Below are 15177 nucleotides of genomic sequence, written 5' to 3' on the forward strand. Positions count from 1 at the left end.
GCGAAAGCCGGGCCTTTTGGGCGCCCGTTTCACTGGGCTATTCCAGTGGTACCGATATCGAGATCACGCGCGGCCTGAAAGTCGGGGATGTGGTACTCAGTCCGACAGGCCGCTTCCAGTACCAGGCGGTCAACATACAGGCATCAGGCGGGTGAACCTCGCGATCAAAGATATCAGGCACAACCTGTTGAGGTTCGTCCTGACTGTCTTCGGCGTTGGCCTGCTGATGGCGGCGACGATCGGGATGCTGGGCATGTATCGCGGCATCGTCTACGAAGCACTCATCGTGATCGATGGCATTGGTGCCGACCTCTGGGTCGTCGAAGGGGGAAAGTCCGGACCGTTCGCCGAATCCTCCGCCGTTCCGGCCAATCTCGATCGCCGCGTGGCCGGCGTGGCCGGCGTTGCGGCGACGCGGCGGTTCATCCAGTACAATCAGCAGTTCGATGTCGACGGGGCTCCCCTGCGCATGTCGGTCACCGGAGTAGACTATCCAAGCGACAGTGGTAGTTGGATACCATTGACGGCGGGCCGTCACGTCCAATCGAATCGTTACGAGGCGATAGCCGACAAAACGCTCGGTCTGGCTGTTGGCGACGAGATCCGGCTTGGACGGGATAGCTATACGATTGTCGGCGTGTCGACCGGGCAGGTCGACATGGGTGGCGACGGCCTGCTGTTCGTCACCATCCCGGACGCGCAGGTCATCAATCAGCTCCTGCCCAGCGAAGCGATCCTCCTCAACCGCGCCGCCAAGGGCAAGACCCGCATGGGTCTCGGCGACGATACCGGAAGTGTCGCCGCGGTGATCGTCGAAACTCTCCCGGGCGCCGACAAGGAGGTCGTGCGTGACGCGATCAAGCGCTGGGGTGATGTCGAGGTCCTGACTCAACAGGACCAGGAAACGCTTCTGCTGGACGGCCGCCTCGGCAAGCTCCGCGTCCAGATCCTGGCTTTCACGACGATGACGCTGCTCATCTGCTGCGCCGTCATAGCGCTGACCATCTATACGATGACGATCGAGAAGGTCGCGCAGATAGCGCTTTTGAAGCTGATTGGCGCTCGTGACAGGGTGATCATCGGCATGATCGCGCAGCAGGCGGGGATGATCGGGTTTTGCGGCCTCGTTCTAGCCATCGCCATCTCGTTCACGATCTATCCGAGATTCCCGAGAACCGTGCTGATCACCCAATCCGACCTTGGCGTGTTGTCGTTGGTGCTCATGGCGCTCAGCCTTGCGGCCAGCTGGTTTGCGATCCGTCGTGCGCTCGCGGTCCGTGCCCAGGAGGTGCTGGCCTGATGTCGCAGCGCCGCCTCGCCACGCTGGAGGTCCGCAGCGCCAGCAAAGTCTATGAGAGCGGCGGCTCTCCGGTCACAGCGCTGGCTGAAGGTTCGCTGACCTTGAGCCCCGGCGCCGTCAGCGGCATCGTCGGCCCCAGCGGCTCGGGCAAGACGACACTGCTGATGATCGCCGGCCTGCTGGAGGCTCCGACTACCGGAGAGGTTCTGTTCGACGGCAAGGTAATTTCGCGTCCCGGTGCTAAGCTCAACGAGCTGCGGACCTTCAGGCGGACCCATCTTGGCTTTGTATTCCAGAAGGCGAATTTGATCCCTTTTCTCACGGCGGCCGAGAACGTCGCCATCGCCATGCACGTCAACGATGTCGGCCGACAGCAGGCCCAGATGCGAGCCGCGAGGCTGCTCGATGCGTTGGGCATGGGACATCGCGGCTCCAACTATCCGTCCCAGCTTTCCGGCGGCGAGCAGCAGCGCGTTTCGATCGCGAGGGCCCTGGCTAATGATCCAACCGTCATTCTGGCCGACGAACCCACCGCTGCGCTGGATGGCACGCGGGCGGAGATGGTGATGAAGGTCTTCAGGCATCTGGCGGACAGTCGCAATGTCGCGATCTGCGTTGTGACCCACGATACGCGCTGGATGACTTACTTCGATTCGACGCTCGAACTCGAAGACGGCCGAGCACGGAGGTAGACACCCGCCGCTGCGAATGACCGATAGCCCAGACACCGGCATTTTCGCGCTTGCGGCATTCTCAACCAAGCGCTCAAACCATCCCGGTCGCACGTTACCGCAGTTTGCCGCATCTACAGGCCAGAAATCGCGTCGACCAGTCTGCGTCGCAGCGATAGCGGCGGCTCGCTGAACAAGAGCTATTGCATCAGTGCCGGGTGAATGGAACATCTGCCGACCATTGCCGTTGATATGCTCGTCAGGCGAAAGGGCTGCATATGTCAAAAATTCAGGCGGTAACTCCAGAGCATTTGCAGCGGCTCAAGCTCGAAGCGTCTGCTTATTTTGGTCCGAAAGTGCTCCACGAAGCATTGTTGCGTCTTTGCCAGGCTTGCGGAAGCGATAGCCTTGACCGGTTCGAGAAGACTATGGTCGATCAGATCGAGGCAATGAATGATGAAAGGGCCGATTTCGAGACAATGAAGGAATTTGCCATCGAACAGCTTTACGCCTGCGTTCGAGAGGTCAGTTGTTCGCCGAAAATGAAACAGCCGCTGGAGGAAGCAGAAACCCGTAGGACACTTGGTCGGTCGGAAGAGCCGAAAACCTTGGAAGACCAGTTGCAGGCCGGACTTGAGGATTCCTTTCCCGCGAGCGATCCGCCGGCCGTGGTGTCCACAGCGATCTCCGGCGGGGCGAAAAAGCTGGTCGGGACTGACGAAGTGCTGAAAAAGCGGCGAGAGGAAGCGGCTAAGAACAACGACCGGTCATAAGGTCACTCCCGAGCGAAAGGGATGCTTCCGCCCATTTGGCCGCCGCGGCTCCGGTAACCATACGAACAGATGGCCTGCATGCACCGGCGCCGGAGCTTGCCGGCCGCCTGTCGCGCCGACAGCCGCAACTTCCGGCAGGCCTGGACAATTGCTTAGCCGTCTCTCTTTTATTCCAGCCTTATCAGCCTAATCAGCCTTCATCCGCATCGACACCTGCTTTGGCCAGAAGCGGCTCGGTTTGCGAGGTGAAATTGATGAAAGGGCGTTCCCTTGGCCGCTCCGATAAGGCGGGCGGGGATTCGCCGCTGCCAGCTCAGCCCAAAACGCACGGCCTGCGCGTATTTCGCCCAATCCAAGATTTTCTGGCGACTTATTTCTATGTCCGGAACGATCCAAACCTTCATGCATTTAGCTAGGTCTGCGTTCATCAACTCTTTCTTGCTGGGAGCTGGACCATTGTCCTCCAGGGGCTATGCCTTGGCCAACCGGGAAACGGATGAAGTTTCCATCGTTGACCTGATACCTGCCTTGCGAGCTTTCGCGCGCAGTTTCTGCCGTGTTCCTGACGATGCCGATGACTTGGTCCAGGAGACATTGACCAAAGGGCTCGCCAACATCGATAAGTTCGAGCCGGGAACGCGTATGAAGTCATGGCTCTTCACCATCATGCGCAACACATATTATACGCGCATCAAGGCCGCCGACAGGGAAAAACCCGGCCTGCTTGACTGTGCCTCTCTGATCCCGATTTCGGAAGCTACGCAGGAGTGGTCCGTTCAGAGCAAGGAAGTCTACAGCGCGGTCCAGATGTTGCCGGAACATCAGCGAGAGGTCCTGATGCTGATCGGGGTTCTTGGTGTCAGCTACGAAGAAACTGCCGAAATTTGCGGTTGCGCGGTAGGAACGGTAAAAAGCCGGCTCAACCGAGCGCGCGCCAGCGTGCTGGAATACCTAGGCGAAAGTTCGTTGCAGACATTGGTAGAAAGACGCAATCACCTGTCCGAAGCACAGGGAAACTTCGCAGTCGACAGGCGTCGATAGCTAGTCCTCTTTCTTTGCTTTGCATCGACGCTTCTCGACAAGCGCGTTCTGCAATTGAACCGCGAGGTTGGTCAAGCGGTCGGGGACCTTTTCCTGCTCGATGGCAGTCAGCAGAGTTGCAATCTGCCGGTCTATTGCCAGCCGGAGTTGCGGGCTGATTGTATCGTCGCTCGAGCGAGACATAGTGTTCTCTTAACGAATTGGTCCCTTCACCAGTGTGGTGACAGCAATCAGCGTTTGCAAGGACTCCACACGCCGTCCCAGCAGTCAGCGCCGTCCCTTGCACAGCATCGTTTCGAAGCCGCTAGTCTCGTCGGGGAAGCTATGCTTTCCCCTCCGGTTCTCCCCGGCAATGTTGCCGGGTGCGCTCGATAATTCGACTCTCGCGACCTCAACTGCCACTGGTCATGATTCGCGTTAGCGGCTGCAACAGTCAGTCTTAAGAGAGCCGATCTGCGGCGTGATACTGGTCGGAATTGATCCGATTGCCATCGAGCCGGCGTCGCTCGGTGTGCTGCTTCCTAGGCTCTGTTGGACAAAGCCGCGTTTCCTCGACCTTGTCCTTGGCCAAATCGGTCATCGCGCGGGCGCCGGAGCCTTTACCCTGACGGCAGAGGTGATGTCTACCGCCGGATGCCATCTAGTCCTCCTTCGGATTGTGGGCACTCACAGGTGCTTTTTCTATTTGACGCCCGAACAATCATTGGGCCGTAATGTTCCGTCGGATGCAGTAAGAAGAAAGGCATTGCCATCCCACAGCCGGAAAGGCTTCTCGCCGTCAACCACGACCTGCATGCCGTGGGCTTCGGCGAGGCGGTGAACATCGGCACGATCCAGCGCCGGCGGTCCGCGATAGGAGTAATTCAGAAGTGCTGCCATGCCTGACGTTCTCAGAACACGCGCAATTTCCTTGAAATACCGCTCTGCCAGGCCCGCCAGCACCAGATAGGGGAAGCTGTCGACAGCCAGCACGCAATCGAAGCTTGCGTTGCTGAAATCGGCAAGATCTAGACCAGAGGTCGGCCGCAGGTCCACATTGCGCAGCCCGGCACATCGCCGACGAGCGACCGAAATCATCTTTGAGGATACGTCGATGCCGACGATCCGGTGCGCTGCATCCGAGAGCGCGCTTTCGAAACGTCCGATCCCGCAACCAATATCCAGAATGGTTCGGTCGGTGCCGGTGAAGCCTTGCCTTTCCAGCCATGCGACGATCTCGTCGGTGGCGGCGGTGAGTTTCTCCTCGTCTCCCAATGAAGACAGCTGAACGCTCGCCGCCAGGGAAACCGCCGCCGCTGCATCAAAGCTGGCGGCCAGCCGCCTGACCACCGCGGCGTCAGTTTCCCACCCATCGCGCTCGTGGCGAACGGCCGCACCTGTCTCACGGAGCATGGCAAAAATATCAGGCCTATGACGAAGAAGATCGGCGATCCGCTCCAGTCTGTCTCGTTTTCGAAGGTCGGCTGAACACATATCCAGCGCCACATCGGCCAATTCTGCGGCATCGATTCCCGTCTCGAAGCGAAGCGCCAGTCTGGCGATGATGGCTTCGACGCAGGCGCCGTCGGCCATGCACTCATCGAGCACCATTCTTGCAGTCGACGCCTGTGGCGATGGCTTTCGTTCAGTCGTGCTCATTGAGCGATGCTCCGCGTCCAGACCTTTCGCATTGTCCATTGGTCGACGGCGCCCCAGCCGTATTTGTAGGTTTCCTGGCCGCGCAGAAAGTCGAACTCCCGCGCCCCTTCACGAGCCGCCTCGGCAATCGCGTGGCCGATGAGGATTGCGCCGGGACTTTCCTCGGCATAGGCCGGATCAAAACCGCCAAGGTAGGCGTAGGCGCGGTGGCGATGATGAAATCCGTAGTAGGCGCCTACGACCGCATCATCGATAGCAACAAGCCAGCATCGGATAAGGCCCTGTGCGGCAAGCAGGGGAAGCGCCTGCCGATGGAACTCTTCTGCAGCCGGATCGGCCAGCACGCCGTCGCCATGCCCGGCCCAGCGCGCGCCGTGAAGGCGGATCAGGTGATCGAAGAATGGTTTGGGATCGGCTTGCGCCGACATGATGGAAACGCAGCCGCGCCTGCAAGCGGCTTTATGTGCGCGGCGCAACTGGCGTCTTCGCCGCGCCGGAACGCAGACCGCCAGCGCCTCGTCCCCGGCAATCGAGAGCACGGGACAAGCAGCGTGATCGACGAGTTGACCTGCCTCCAGCGCAGGGTGCGTTATGGCGAGACCCGCGGCACCCGCCGGTAGGTCCGGCAAAATCCATTGCGACCAATTGATCGCAAGAACCCGGTCGGCGATGACGGCGGCGACAGCCGCTTCGATGCCGGGGAAACACAGGACATCCAGATAGTCGCTCAACGAAATCCCGACCGGAAGCAGTTTCGAACCGGAAGTTGTGTGTTCTAGATAAAGCGGCGCCAATCCCACCAGATCGTCGCCACGCCAGACGGCGATCGTCGCCAGTTCTCCGGGCGCGAATGTGCGCCACCACGGCACCAGCCAGGCGGGGCATTGAAACGGCGTCGCCGTCCGGCTGTGCGCCCAGAGCTCCCGCCAGCGCGGCGCCAGGGCCTCAAGGGCGGCCGGATCGTCGATGATCTCGGAGCGGAGCATGAAAACCGCTCACTGCACCGGACTGCGGCCGGCACCAAGCTCTGCCAGCGCATGGTACGCGTCCATGTAAGACGAAATCATTTGGTCGAGCGAAAAGCGCCGCCGCGCCTCGGCCCGGCATATCTCGGCATCCAGTCGGGATGCTGCGACGATGGCTCCCGCCATCTCATGGACGTCATTGACCAGAAAGCCCGTCCTGCCGTGTTCGACCACGCCCGGCAGCGCGCCGTTTGGAAAGGCGACAACCGGCGTGCCGCAGGCCAGCGCCTCCATCGCGACAAGCGAACTGGTTTCTGCGGCAAGGCTGGGAATGACCAGGCACCGGGCGGCATTGAGAAAGCGCCGTTTAGCGGTGAAGCCGAGCGGACCGAGGAAGCGGCGCTGCTTGTCGAGGCGCGGCTGGACCTCATCACGAAAGTACAGAGTGTGCGTTTCATAGGGGTAGACCTTGCCGCCGATGACCAGCGGCACACCAGCCTGTTTGGTCGCATCCAGTGCAAGATGGATGCCCTTTTCCGGGCAGATGCGGCTGAGCACCAGTGCGAAATTGCGCTTGGACTGCCGACCGCTCAGCGCGTCGATATCGACGCCGTTTGGAATGGGCGCAGCCAGTTTGGCACCCGGCGGCGCGGTCCTCTGTTGGGCCGCCGAGACGGCGTGCAGCCATAGATCGTCACGGATTGGGCGCAAAGCATCGGACGGATACCAATCGAGCGGCAGGTGCAGGCTTACAAGCGTCGGGCCATGGTCAGGCAGATAGGCATCGAAATCGATGCCGTGCAGATGAACCACGTCGATCGGCCAACGGGCGCGTGCGACGTCTATCGCTGCGCGGTGGGAGCGCTGTGCCCGTTTTTTCGCCCCATCGTCGAGCACGCCTGGTTCAGCAGGTGTCTCGATGAGGACGCCCGCTGCTTTGGAGCCCTGGCAACCGATCACGATGGAGCCGTGTCCCGCGCGCACGAGTGCCTGGTCGAGCATCGACAGCACCTGCTCGGCACCGCCAACCGCATCCGGGCCGACTGGCGCGAGAGGATAGGCGACGTTCAGGACGGTGAGGGTCATGGCCGGCCGAGCCCAAGCTCCTCATGTGCAGCGGCCGCGGCGTGGAGCCAAACCGCCGGCTCGAAGCCGAGCGGCAGCGCCTCGTAATAAAGCTTGCCGTTGTTCGGCAGCGCCAGGAAATCATAGGTGGGCGCCACCCGGAAACGTTCGACGCGCGCCGTAAACGGCGCCAGCGTCCGTTGCTGTGTCCGGTGGCAGGCCAGCATGCACTGCTTCCGTTCGAAGGCCGCTTCCGTAAGGTGGAGTTCGATGCACTCACCGCCGGGATCGCTGCTGAAATCCTGGAGGACTGCGCCCTCAGGTCCGGCGCAATAGAACGCCATTTCGACGATGGCCGGCGCCGGGCGTCCATCGCGGCGCAGCAAATGGCAGGCCGCATGTACGGCAAAGGCCGTCGCGTCATGATCGGGGTGACCGCCTTCATAAGGATGCGTACAGACGAAACTGACATCGCGATCGGCCAAAAGGCCGGTCAGCTCCCGTGCGAGCGAGCCAAGATTCCCGGCGGCTTGTTTGTCGGGATAACCGAGGCTGATCATGGCCGTCGACGGCAATCCCGCTGCCGCCAGCGCCGTCTCCAACTCCCTATGGCGGGCCTCGGCGTAGTCCTGCCAAGTCTCGAAGCCGTACGCTCGCGCGTCATCAAGGTCTCGCGGCGCGCCGTCAGTGACATGCACGATGCGAGATCCGCGCAATCCGGCAAGATGTCCGCCGATGCCGATAGTCTCGTCATCCGGATGCGCGACAACGATCATGATTTCAGCACCGTCAGAGCCTTGCGGGGCAGCGCCTGTCAACAGGGCCGCGAATTCGGCAATCGTTCCGGATCTGTCAGGTGCGTGTTGCATTGCTCACTCATGCTGCCGAAGCACGCACCGCTCTCACTGGCGAGGCAGCCATGGCGGTAGCGTAGCGGCGGGTCATCGTCGCGCAAAACTCGGCAAATTCCTCCGGCACTAGCGGCGGACTGGTGTGATGCGGCATCACTCCGCGGTGCTCGGGAGTGAAGCAGAAGGTGATGGTCACGTCGAAGTCGGCAAGCGCTTCCATCTGCCGGTCGTACCAGTCCAGCGCATTCGGCCTGAAACTATCGGCCCAGGAAAGTCCGGTGCGCAGATTGGTGACGCCCAGCCGCTTCATCCAGGCGACGGCGTCATCCAGCCGGGGATCTTCAAAGTGGAACCATTGCACCAGTCCCATTTCGGGCGTGTAACGCAGGAATTCCTCGAGCGCGGGTTTGGGCGTACCGTCTTCGCGTAGCAGGCCCATGTAGAAGTGGCGATAGTAGGAGGAGCCTTCCGCCTCGCGATGGCGTGTCGTTGCCCCCCATTCGCGCGGAAGATCGTAGAGGCTGTACCATTGTATGCGCGAGGCGTTGCCGAGCAGCAGTTCGGCGGTCCGGCGCAAGCCCCATAGCTGCACCTCCTCGGCACCGAAGCTCGACACACCGACTTCGCTGACCCATACAGGAAGATCGGTGACGGTGGAAATCTCGGCGATCTTCTGGGGCCACTCCTGAATCTGCCAGAGGTTCCAGTCGAGCGGGAAGCCATGCACGGCGACGGCATCGACATGATCCAGCGCGCCGTACTGCTTCATGAGCGCCATGAAATCGGCATCAATCGGCGAAATGCCGCCCAGGATCTTGGTTACGGTGGGGTTTTCCGATGCGATCGCATCGGCGGCCAGTATTGCCATATCGGCGAAGCGGCTCCAGTCGGGGTCGAGTTCGGGATCCCAATGGGACTTGTTGTTCGGCTCGTTCCAGATCATCGCAGCTTCAATCATGAAGTTGTCCTTTCGACGGGTAGACGGCGCCGCCACCGGCCGGTTCGTTGGCGGCGCGGCAGAAATAAACCTCTTGCTCCGGGTGCAGCACGGTCTCGAAGCCGGCGCTGCGCAGCATCGCTTCGGTGCAGGCGCGATTGGGAATCCACCAGTTGGTCGGGTCGTCGGCATAGCGATGCTCGACGAAATGCAGCTTCGGAAACTCGGGCCGGTCGAACAGATCGTGTGTCCAGAAAGGATAATTCTCATCGAGTGCAGGCAGTTCGGTGCTGCCGCGCTGCATGGACTGGAAGATCATCAGGTCGCCGGCGACGTGCTCCCGGATCAGATCGAGAGCGAGCAGGGGGTGGCGCAGGTGATACAGCACACCCATGAACAGCACGATGTCGAATTTCTCCCGCAGCGCGCCGACGTCGTAGACCGACAGTAGCTGGAATTCGATGTCGCAGTCCGCGATCTCGGCGGCGAAGCGCGCCTGCGCCAGATAGGCTTCATCGAAATCGATGCCGAGGACGCGGCCGGCGCCGCGTCGTTTCATCTCGATCGAGTAGAAGCCGGCGTTGCAGCCTATGTCGAGCACGGCCTTGCCGGACAGATCGGCAGGAATGGCGTCGGCGAACTTGCGCCATTTGATCAACGGGTAATTGCCGAGGAAATGGTCGGGGGCGGTTTCGACGCCTGCCAGCTCCATATTGTGAAACCACGGGCCAAGGGCATCGATGCGGCGACGGATTTCGGCGTTCGAATGCAGCATGGCTAGCCTCCTTCGCCTGGATGGCTTGGTATCTGCGACTGCCCTCGCAGCGCGAACATGAGGTTTTTCGGGTCCTCCAACGTAGTGTCGTTGTTCTCAAGCAGCCGAAGTGCCGTGCGGTAGCCGTTGAAAGTGCCGACGTCGACATAGGCGGTGCCTGCCTTGACGCCGTAAGCCTCACCGCCGGCCGCCAGATAGGCATTTATGAGTGTACCGACGTATTCGTCGCTTTGATCCCGCTCGCGCCAAAGCGCGGCAAGCTGGTGAAGTATGCGGCCCGGCATCTTGAACGCGCCCCAAATCCAGTTCGATGCGGCGTCTTGTTGCTTGACCTGGATCTCCCTCACGCGGTCGCCCTGGTCGAGAACGACGGCATCGAAGAGTTCGGGGTGATCCACCGGGAAGAGTAGAAACGACAGCCGGTCGTCCGGCAGGCGGCAGAAACCATCTTCCGGAAACCAGATCGTATCGGGCAGGCCGATCAGAACCGTCTCGTCCGGTGCGACGAGCGGGGCGGCGCGGAAGATCGCATCGCAAAGACCGACGGGGGTGGGCTGTACGACGAACAGTGCGGCGGCGTCGCCGTAGCCGGCGGCATAGTATTCGAGGATGTCCGATTTGCCCGATCCGATGACGAAGCAGATTTTGTCGACACCGTTGCGCACCATGCGACGCACCAGATATTCGCTCACCGCGCACGGGCGCTCGGTCTGGCCGTCGACGCGGCTGCCGACCGGCAGGAGCTCCTTCGAGAAGCCGAGCGGTTGAATACGGCTGCCGCGGCCGGCAGCGGGCACGATGCCCAACATCAGATTGCTTCCTTCAACCGTTCGTCCGCCGTCAAGCCCTGCAGCGCATCGGACAGGAGGCGGTCCAGTTCCCTGGCGCGCTGCGCAGAGGTGTGCTCGTCCAACACCCGCTCGCGCGCGCGGCGCCGGATTGCGTCGACGTCGCTGTCGGACAAGCAGACTGCCGCGACCACGTCGTCGGTGGTGTCCGCCAGGATGATCTCGCTGCCGGGTTGGAAAAAACTGCTCAGGCCTGGCCAGGTGTCGCTCACGATCGCCGCGCCGCAGGCTGCCGCCTCGAACAGCCTGCCCGAAGGACACCAGCCCCTCTTGGCCATCGCCTCGCGGGTCACGTTCAGCGTCAGACGCGATGAGCAAAAGAAGGCCGGATGATCCGCAGGCGGAAGATGCCTGACAAAGAAGATGTTTTCGCCCCACGGAAATTCGTGCGGATATTGGGCGCCGCCGATGACGAAACGGTGGTCCGGCAGGCGCGCTGCCGTGCGGACCAGCAGCTTTTCGACGCCGGCCTGGCGATCAGCCGCATAAGTTCCGAGATAGGATAGATCTCCGGCAAATTCAGCCCGGGGCTCTGCCGGCCGGTGTCGCTCGGGATCGACATGACCATAGAGAGGCAAGACACGGCGCGCACCCAGCAGAGTTTTCAGCGCATCGATTGCGGTTCCCCCCGTATAACTCAGGACGAGGTCGAACTCGCGAAGGCCTTCGGGCCCGTAATACGCCGGTCGTAGACCTTGTTCGATCCGGGCGAGTGTGACCGGGGTGTCCAGATCGTAGAAAACTTTCAGCCCGCGACAGGTCTGCTGCGCCAGGCGCGATGCCTCCACGGCGTCGGGGCAATAGGACGTGACGATGACGACGTCCGAATGCCCGATAGCCTGTTCCGCGACATGGCGAATGTCTTCCCAGTCCGGATAGAGAACGACGTTGCCGCCATCGAGATGATCAAGGTCGCGCGCCCCGGCATAATAGGGAGTGTTGCGTTCGAAGAAGGTGACGGACCAGCCCAGCCCGCCCAGCGCCCGGATCAGGCCGCGCCACAGCGTCGCGTGTCCGTTTCCCCACGAGGAGGTGACGGTGAGACCGAAAATGACCATTCGCATCCGGCAGTCCTCGTCAGGCGGCTTCGTTCAATCGGATCAGCTTGGAGCCCCAGTCACCGGATACGACCGTGGTGATCGAAGCAGGATCGATATCGAAGCGAAAACAATCTCCCAGCGGCAAGCCGAGCACCTTGCAGACGGCGGCCTTGATCACGTCGGCATGGCTGACCAGTGCCACGGACTGGTTCTGATAGCGTTTGCGAAGCTGCTGCATCAGCGAGGTGACACGTTGCTGCACGTCCAGCATGGTCTCGCCGCCCGGCGTCCTCGCCTGCTGACGCCGACTGTTCCACACCCGCCAGTCGGCGTCCTGGTTCAACTCTTCGAAAGTCTTTCCCGACCACGCGCCGAAGTCGATCTCATCGAGCTCTTGGCAGATTGTAATCTTATCGGGACTGCAGGCGATTGCGATCGGTTTTGCGGTTTCCAATGTTCGTTCGCGCGGGCTGCAACAGATGGCTGCTAACGGCTTCGGTGCCATGTGGCTGGCCAGGCGCAACGCCTGTGCCCTGCCGGTGTCGCCAAGGCAAACTCCGGCCATGCGTCCGGCAAGATAGGTGCCGACATTGTCGTGCGCCGCATGGCGGATCAAAAAGAATGTCGTCGTCATTCCGCGGCATCGAGCATCGGCTCGTCCCTACCGGCGATGAAAGACAGCGTGCGCAGGCGTGCCTCGGCATCGGTGAACTGCTCGGGCGGCGACTTCATGAAATAGCTGCAAGGGCCGGTCAGCGCTCCCGCGATGCCGCGGTCGAGCGCCAGCTTGGCGCAGCGGACAGCATCGATAACGACCCCGGCGGAGTTGGGCGAATCCCACACTTCCAGTTTGAGCTCTGCATTCAGCGGCACGCCGCCGAACGTCGTGCCTTCGATGCGGATGTAGGCCCATTTTCGATCGGTAAGCCAAGGCACATGGTCGCTGGGGCCGACATGGATGTTACCGGCCTCCAGGGGAACGTCGAGCTGGCTGGTTACGGATTGTGTCTTGGAAATCTTCTTCGATTCCAGCCGCTCGCGTTCCAGCATGTTGAGGAAATCGGTGTTGCCGCCGAAATTCAGCTGATAGGTGCGGTCGATGCGGACGCCGCGCTCGCGGAACAGATTAGCGAGCAGCCGGTGCACGATCGTCGCGCCGACTTGGCTTTTGATATCGTCGCCGATCAACGGCAGGCCACGCTGTTCGAAGAGCTGGCGCCATTCCGGTCGCGACGCGATAAAAACCGGTATGCAGTTGACGAAGGCGCAGCCGGCCTCGAGCGCGCATTCGGCATAAAAACGCGTAGCCTCTTCCGAGCCGACAGGCAGATATGAGACCAATACGTCAGCGCCGCTTTCCCGCAGCAGCGCGCTGACATTCGCGACCGGCTGTTCTGCCTCCTCGATTTCATCGCGTAGATATTTGCCGATTCCATCGAGCGTTGGTCCGCGCTCGACGCGAACGCCGGTTGCTTCGACATCGGCAAAGCGGAAGGTGTTGTTGGGCGCATTGTATATGGCTTCCGCCAGATCCCGCCCAACTTTGCCCTTGGCGACGTCGAAAGCACAGACGACCTCGATGTCATCGACATGATAACCGCCAAGATCGGCATGCATCAGGCCCGGTATCGGCTCATTACCTCTGGCGTCCCGATAATATGAGAGGCCCTGGACAAGGGAGGACGCGCAATTGCCGACGCCGGCTATTCCAATCCGTACCTTTTTCGATCCCACGAAACTGCCGCCATCGCTGTTGAAGGTAAGTTCCTCGCGCCGAACTGCCAGCTGCCGGGAATGTTCCTTGCGACCTGGAAAAATCACGAACTCCAAGGCCGATTAAAGCTGCGCCCTGTTTGAGGCTGCCTGGGCCTAAGCGCCGCAAGCCTCAGTCGAGCCGTCGCAGCATATCCGCTTCTTTTTCCAGGATGGTGGCCACTTCCTCGCGCTCGAGGTGCGTCATCATCAGGCTCACACAGCATTCAAGGTAGGTGATCGAGGCACGTCTCAGAAAGGCAGCCGTTTCCCTTTCGGCCATTTGCGCGATGTCCTTGGCGGATCGTTTTCGATGCACGGGTCGGTTCTCCATGCCGGTATCCTCGCCCAACGGCGAGCTCGGCTGGATGTTCCCATGATGACAAAAAGTGAGAGCGCGCGTTCGGACGCCACGGTCTCACATGGCCGTCCGAGCGCACAGCTCTCCCTGACTTCAGGCCGGCAAGTTTTGCAGTCGGCCTGAAGCGGACCTCACGCTTGGCGCAATTGGGGGAATTCGATCCTCGTTACGGCTCGCTTCGAGCTCCATAAAATAGCTGATCGTCTGCATCAGGCCTTGCCTGAGCGGCACCTTTGGCGACCAATCCAGAAGGGTTTTTGCTCGGGAAATGTCCGGTTGCCGCCGGCGAGGGTCGTCTTGCGGCAGTGGCAGGAATTTGAAGACCGAGTTGCTATGGGTCATATCTCTCACCAATCCAGCCAGTTGAAGAATGGTGAATTCCCCGGGATTGCCTAAATTGACCGGTTGGCGCGGATTAGGATCGACATCCATAAGACGGACCAGACCGTCAACCAGATCGGAGACATAGCAGAACGACCTGGTCTGCAGCCCGTCGCCGAATATCGTCAGTGGTCTCTTCTCGAGAGCCTGCATCACCAGGTTCGAGACAATCCGGCCGTCGGCAGGATCCATCCTCGGACCATAGGTGTTGAAGATGCGCGCGACCCGGATGTCGGCCATCTCGGTTCTCAAATAATCGAAGCACAAGGTTTCGGCGGTTCGCTTGCCCTCGTCATAGCAGGCACGAGGACCGGTGCAGTTCACATGACCGACATATTCTTCCCTTTGCGGGTGCTGTTCGGGATCGCCATACACTTCGCTTGTCGATGCCTGAAGGAAGCGCGCATTATTTCGGGCGGCAAGCTCAAGCAGATTGAGCGTTCCGATCACGCAGGTTCGCGTGGTATGAACCGGATCGGCTTGATAGCGCGGCGGTGATGCGGCGCACGCCAGGTTGAAAATGCGGTCCACCGGCTCAGCAAGATCCAATGGTCGGCAAATATCCTGCTCGATCAACCGGAAACGAGGACGGTCCATCATCGAGACCATGTTTTCCATCCGGCCGGTAAGAAAATTGTCGACACAGATCACCCGGTACCCGGTCTGAAGCAGTTTTTCGCAAAGATGCGAACCGAGGAAACCCGCGCCGCCGGCGACAAGCGCCGTTTTGGTCCGTTGCGTCCTTCTTGATTGCCGCATCTCTATTTTCTCCTGTCTGC

General features: G+C 60.9%; 17 protein-coding genes. 4 read left to right on the forward strand and 13 right to left on the reverse strand.

Features of this window, described 5'->3' with window-relative positions:
* Nucleotides 1-187: 187 nt before the first annotated feature.
* The 4 genes from EOA78_RS23170 to EOA78_RS23185 all read left to right on the forward strand — a co-directional run bounded on the left by EOA78_RS23170 (nucleotide 188) and on the right by EOA78_RS23185 (nucleotide 3785).
* Nucleotides 188-1300: an ABC transporter permease gene (locus EOA78_RS23170; RefSeq protein ID WP_245477679.1), complete on the forward strand. Its 1113-nt coding sequence runs from the start codon at nucleotides 188-190 to the stop codon at nucleotides 1298-1300.
* Nucleotides 1300-1992: an ABC transporter ATP-binding protein gene (locus tag EOA78_RS23175; RefSeq protein ID WP_127317149.1), complete on the forward strand. Its 693-nt coding sequence runs from the start codon at nucleotides 1300-1302 to the stop codon at nucleotides 1990-1992. The genes EOA78_RS23170 and EOA78_RS23175 overlap by 1 nt, the downstream gene beginning before the upstream one ends.
* 257 nt (nucleotides 1993-2249) lie before the next feature.
* Nucleotides 2250-2744 (forward strand): hypothetical protein, encoded by a 495-nt coding sequence (locus tag EOA78_RS23180; RefSeq protein ID WP_127317150.1) that lies wholly within the window; start codon nucleotides 2250-2252, stop codon nucleotides 2742-2744.
* A 477-nt stretch (nucleotides 2745-3221) separates the two neighbouring features.
* Entirely contained in the window at nucleotides 3222-3785 is a 564-nt protein-coding gene (locus EOA78_RS23185) for a sigma-70 family RNA polymerase sigma factor (protein WP_127317178.1), read from the forward strand.
* Here the strand turns inward: EOA78_RS23185 and EOA78_RS23190 are convergent, their stop codons facing one another.
* From EOA78_RS23190 to EOA78_RS23255, 13 genes are all read right to left on the reverse strand, one after another.
* Nucleotides 3786-3968, reverse strand: a complete 183-nt coding sequence (locus tag EOA78_RS23190) for a hypothetical protein (RefSeq protein WP_127317151.1) — start codon at nucleotides 3966-3968, stop codon at nucleotides 3786-3788.
* A 498-nt stretch (nucleotides 3969-4466) separates the two neighbouring features.
* Nucleotides 4467-5375, reverse strand: a complete 909-nt coding sequence (locus tag EOA78_RS23200) for a class I SAM-dependent methyltransferase (RefSeq protein ID WP_245477681.1) — start codon at nucleotides 5373-5375, stop codon at nucleotides 4467-4469.
* A 44-nt stretch (nucleotides 5376-5419) separates the two neighbouring features.
* A complete protein-coding gene (locus EOA78_RS23205; RefSeq protein WP_127317154.1) occupies nucleotides 5420-6409 on the reverse strand; it encodes a GNAT family N-acetyltransferase in 990 nt (329 codons plus the stop codon).
* Between the two features lie 9 nt (nucleotides 6410-6418).
* Nucleotides 6419-7474 (reverse strand): glycosyltransferase, encoded by a 1056-nt coding sequence (locus EOA78_RS23210; protein ID WP_127317155.1) that lies wholly within the window; start codon nucleotides 7472-7474, stop codon nucleotides 6419-6421.
* Complete coding sequence (locus EOA78_RS23215) at nucleotides 7471-8322, reverse strand: PIG-L family deacetylase (RefSeq protein ID WP_127317156.1); 852 nt, start codon at nucleotides 8320-8322, stop codon at nucleotides 7471-7473. The genes EOA78_RS23210 and EOA78_RS23215 overlap by 4 nt, the downstream gene beginning before the upstream one ends.
* A 7-nt stretch (nucleotides 8323-8329) precedes the next feature.
* A complete protein-coding gene (locus tag EOA78_RS23220; protein ID WP_127317157.1) occupies nucleotides 8330-9262 on the reverse strand; it encodes a beta-xylosidase in 933 nt (310 codons plus the stop codon).
* Entirely contained in the window at nucleotides 9255-10016 is a 762-nt protein-coding gene (locus tag EOA78_RS23225; protein ID WP_127317158.1) for a TIGR04290 family methyltransferase, read from the reverse strand. Before EOA78_RS23225 ends, EOA78_RS23220 begins: the two co-directional genes overlap by 8 nt.
* Nucleotides 10017-10018: 2 nt before the next feature.
* Nucleotides 10019-10825, reverse strand: coding sequence for a sugar phosphate nucleotidyltransferase (locus EOA78_RS23230; RefSeq protein WP_164783893.1), 807 nt, complete (start codon nucleotides 10823-10825; stop codon nucleotides 10019-10021).
* Nucleotides 10825-11928, reverse strand: a complete 1104-nt coding sequence (locus EOA78_RS23235; protein ID WP_127317159.1) for a glycosyltransferase — start codon at nucleotides 11926-11928, stop codon at nucleotides 10825-10827. Before EOA78_RS23235 ends, EOA78_RS23230 begins: the two co-directional genes overlap by 1 nt.
* A 13-nt stretch (nucleotides 11929-11941) precedes the next feature.
* Nucleotides 11942-12538 carry a histidine phosphatase family protein gene (locus EOA78_RS23240; protein WP_127317160.1) on the reverse strand — a complete coding sequence of 199 codons (597 nt, stop codon included), beginning with the start codon at nucleotides 12536-12538 and terminating at the stop codon, nucleotides 11942-11944.
* Complete coding sequence (locus EOA78_RS23245; protein ID WP_127317179.1) at nucleotides 12535-13638, reverse strand: inositol-3-phosphate synthase; 1104 nt, start codon at nucleotides 13636-13638, stop codon at nucleotides 12535-12537. Before EOA78_RS23245 ends, EOA78_RS23240 begins: the two co-directional genes overlap by 4 nt.
* 151 nt (nucleotides 13639-13789) lie before the next feature.
* Nucleotides 13790-14008 carry a hypothetical protein gene (locus EOA78_RS23250; protein ID WP_164783892.1) on the reverse strand — a complete coding sequence of 73 codons (219 nt, stop codon included), beginning with the start codon at nucleotides 14006-14008 and terminating at the stop codon, nucleotides 13790-13792.
* 102 nt (nucleotides 14009-14110) lie between these two features.
* Entirely contained in the window at nucleotides 14111-15157 is a 1047-nt protein-coding gene (locus EOA78_RS23255; protein ID WP_127317161.1) for a UDP-glucuronic acid decarboxylase family protein, read from the reverse strand.
* Nucleotides 15158-15177: the final 20 nt, after the last annotated feature.

Source organism: Mesorhizobium sp. M5C.F.Cr.IN.023.01.1.1 (genome assembly GCF_003997585.1).
GTDB lineage: Bacteria > Pseudomonadota > Alphaproteobacteria > Rhizobiales > Rhizobiaceae > Mesorhizobium > Mesorhizobium wenxiniae.

What these genes read in the sequence shown, in the direction of transcription:
- EOA78_RS23205 (WP_127317154.1), bottom strand. Translation starts at nt 6,409, where the DNA reads ATGCTCCGCTCCGAGATCATCGACGATCCGGCCGCCCTTGAGGCCCTG.
- EOA78_RS23190 (WP_127317151.1), bottom strand. Translation starts at nt 3,968, where the DNA reads ATGTCTCGCTCGAGCGACGATACAATCAGCCCGCAACTCCGGCTGGCA.
- EOA78_RS23220 (WP_127317157.1), bottom strand. Translation starts at nt 9,262, where the DNA reads ATGATTGAAGCTGCGATGATCTGGAACGAGCCGAACAACAAGTCCCAT.
- EOA78_RS23175 (WP_127317149.1), top strand. Translation starts at nt 1,300, where the DNA reads ATGTCGCAGCGCCGCCTCGCCACGCTGGAGGTCCGCAGCGCCAGCAAA.
- EOA78_RS23255 (WP_127317161.1), bottom strand. Translation starts at nt 15,157, where the DNA reads ATGCGGCAATCAAGAAGGACGCAACGGACCAAAACGGCGCTTGTCGCC.
- EOA78_RS23230 (WP_164783893.1), bottom strand. Translation starts at nt 10,825, where the DNA reads ATGTTGGGCATCGTGCCCGCTGCCGGCCGCGGCAGCCGTATTCAACCG.
- EOA78_RS23240 (WP_127317160.1), bottom strand. Translation starts at nt 12,538, where the DNA reads ATGACGACGACATTCTTTTTGATCCGCCATGCGGCGCACGACAATGTC.
- EOA78_RS23215 (WP_127317156.1), bottom strand. Translation starts at nt 8,322, where the DNA reads ATGCAACACGCACCTGACAGATCCGGAACGATTGCCGAATTCGCGGCC.
- EOA78_RS23180 (WP_127317150.1), top strand. Translation starts at nt 2,250, where the DNA reads ATGTCAAAAATTCAGGCGGTAACTCCAGAGCATTTGCAGCGGCTCAAG.
- EOA78_RS23210 (WP_127317155.1), bottom strand. Translation starts at nt 7,474, where the DNA reads ATGACCCTCACCGTCCTGAACGTCGCCTATCCTCTCGCGCCAGTCGGC.
- EOA78_RS23235 (WP_127317159.1), bottom strand. Translation starts at nt 11,928, where the DNA reads ATGCGAATGGTCATTTTCGGTCTCACCGTCACCTCCTCGTGGGGAAAC.
- EOA78_RS23225 (WP_127317158.1), bottom strand. Translation starts at nt 10,016, where the DNA reads ATGCTGCATTCGAACGCCGAAATCCGTCGCCGCATCGATGCCCTTGGC.
- EOA78_RS23200 (WP_245477681.1), bottom strand. Translation starts at nt 5,375, where the DNA reads ATGGTGCTCGATGAGTGCATGGCCGACGGCGCCTGCGTCGAAGCCATC.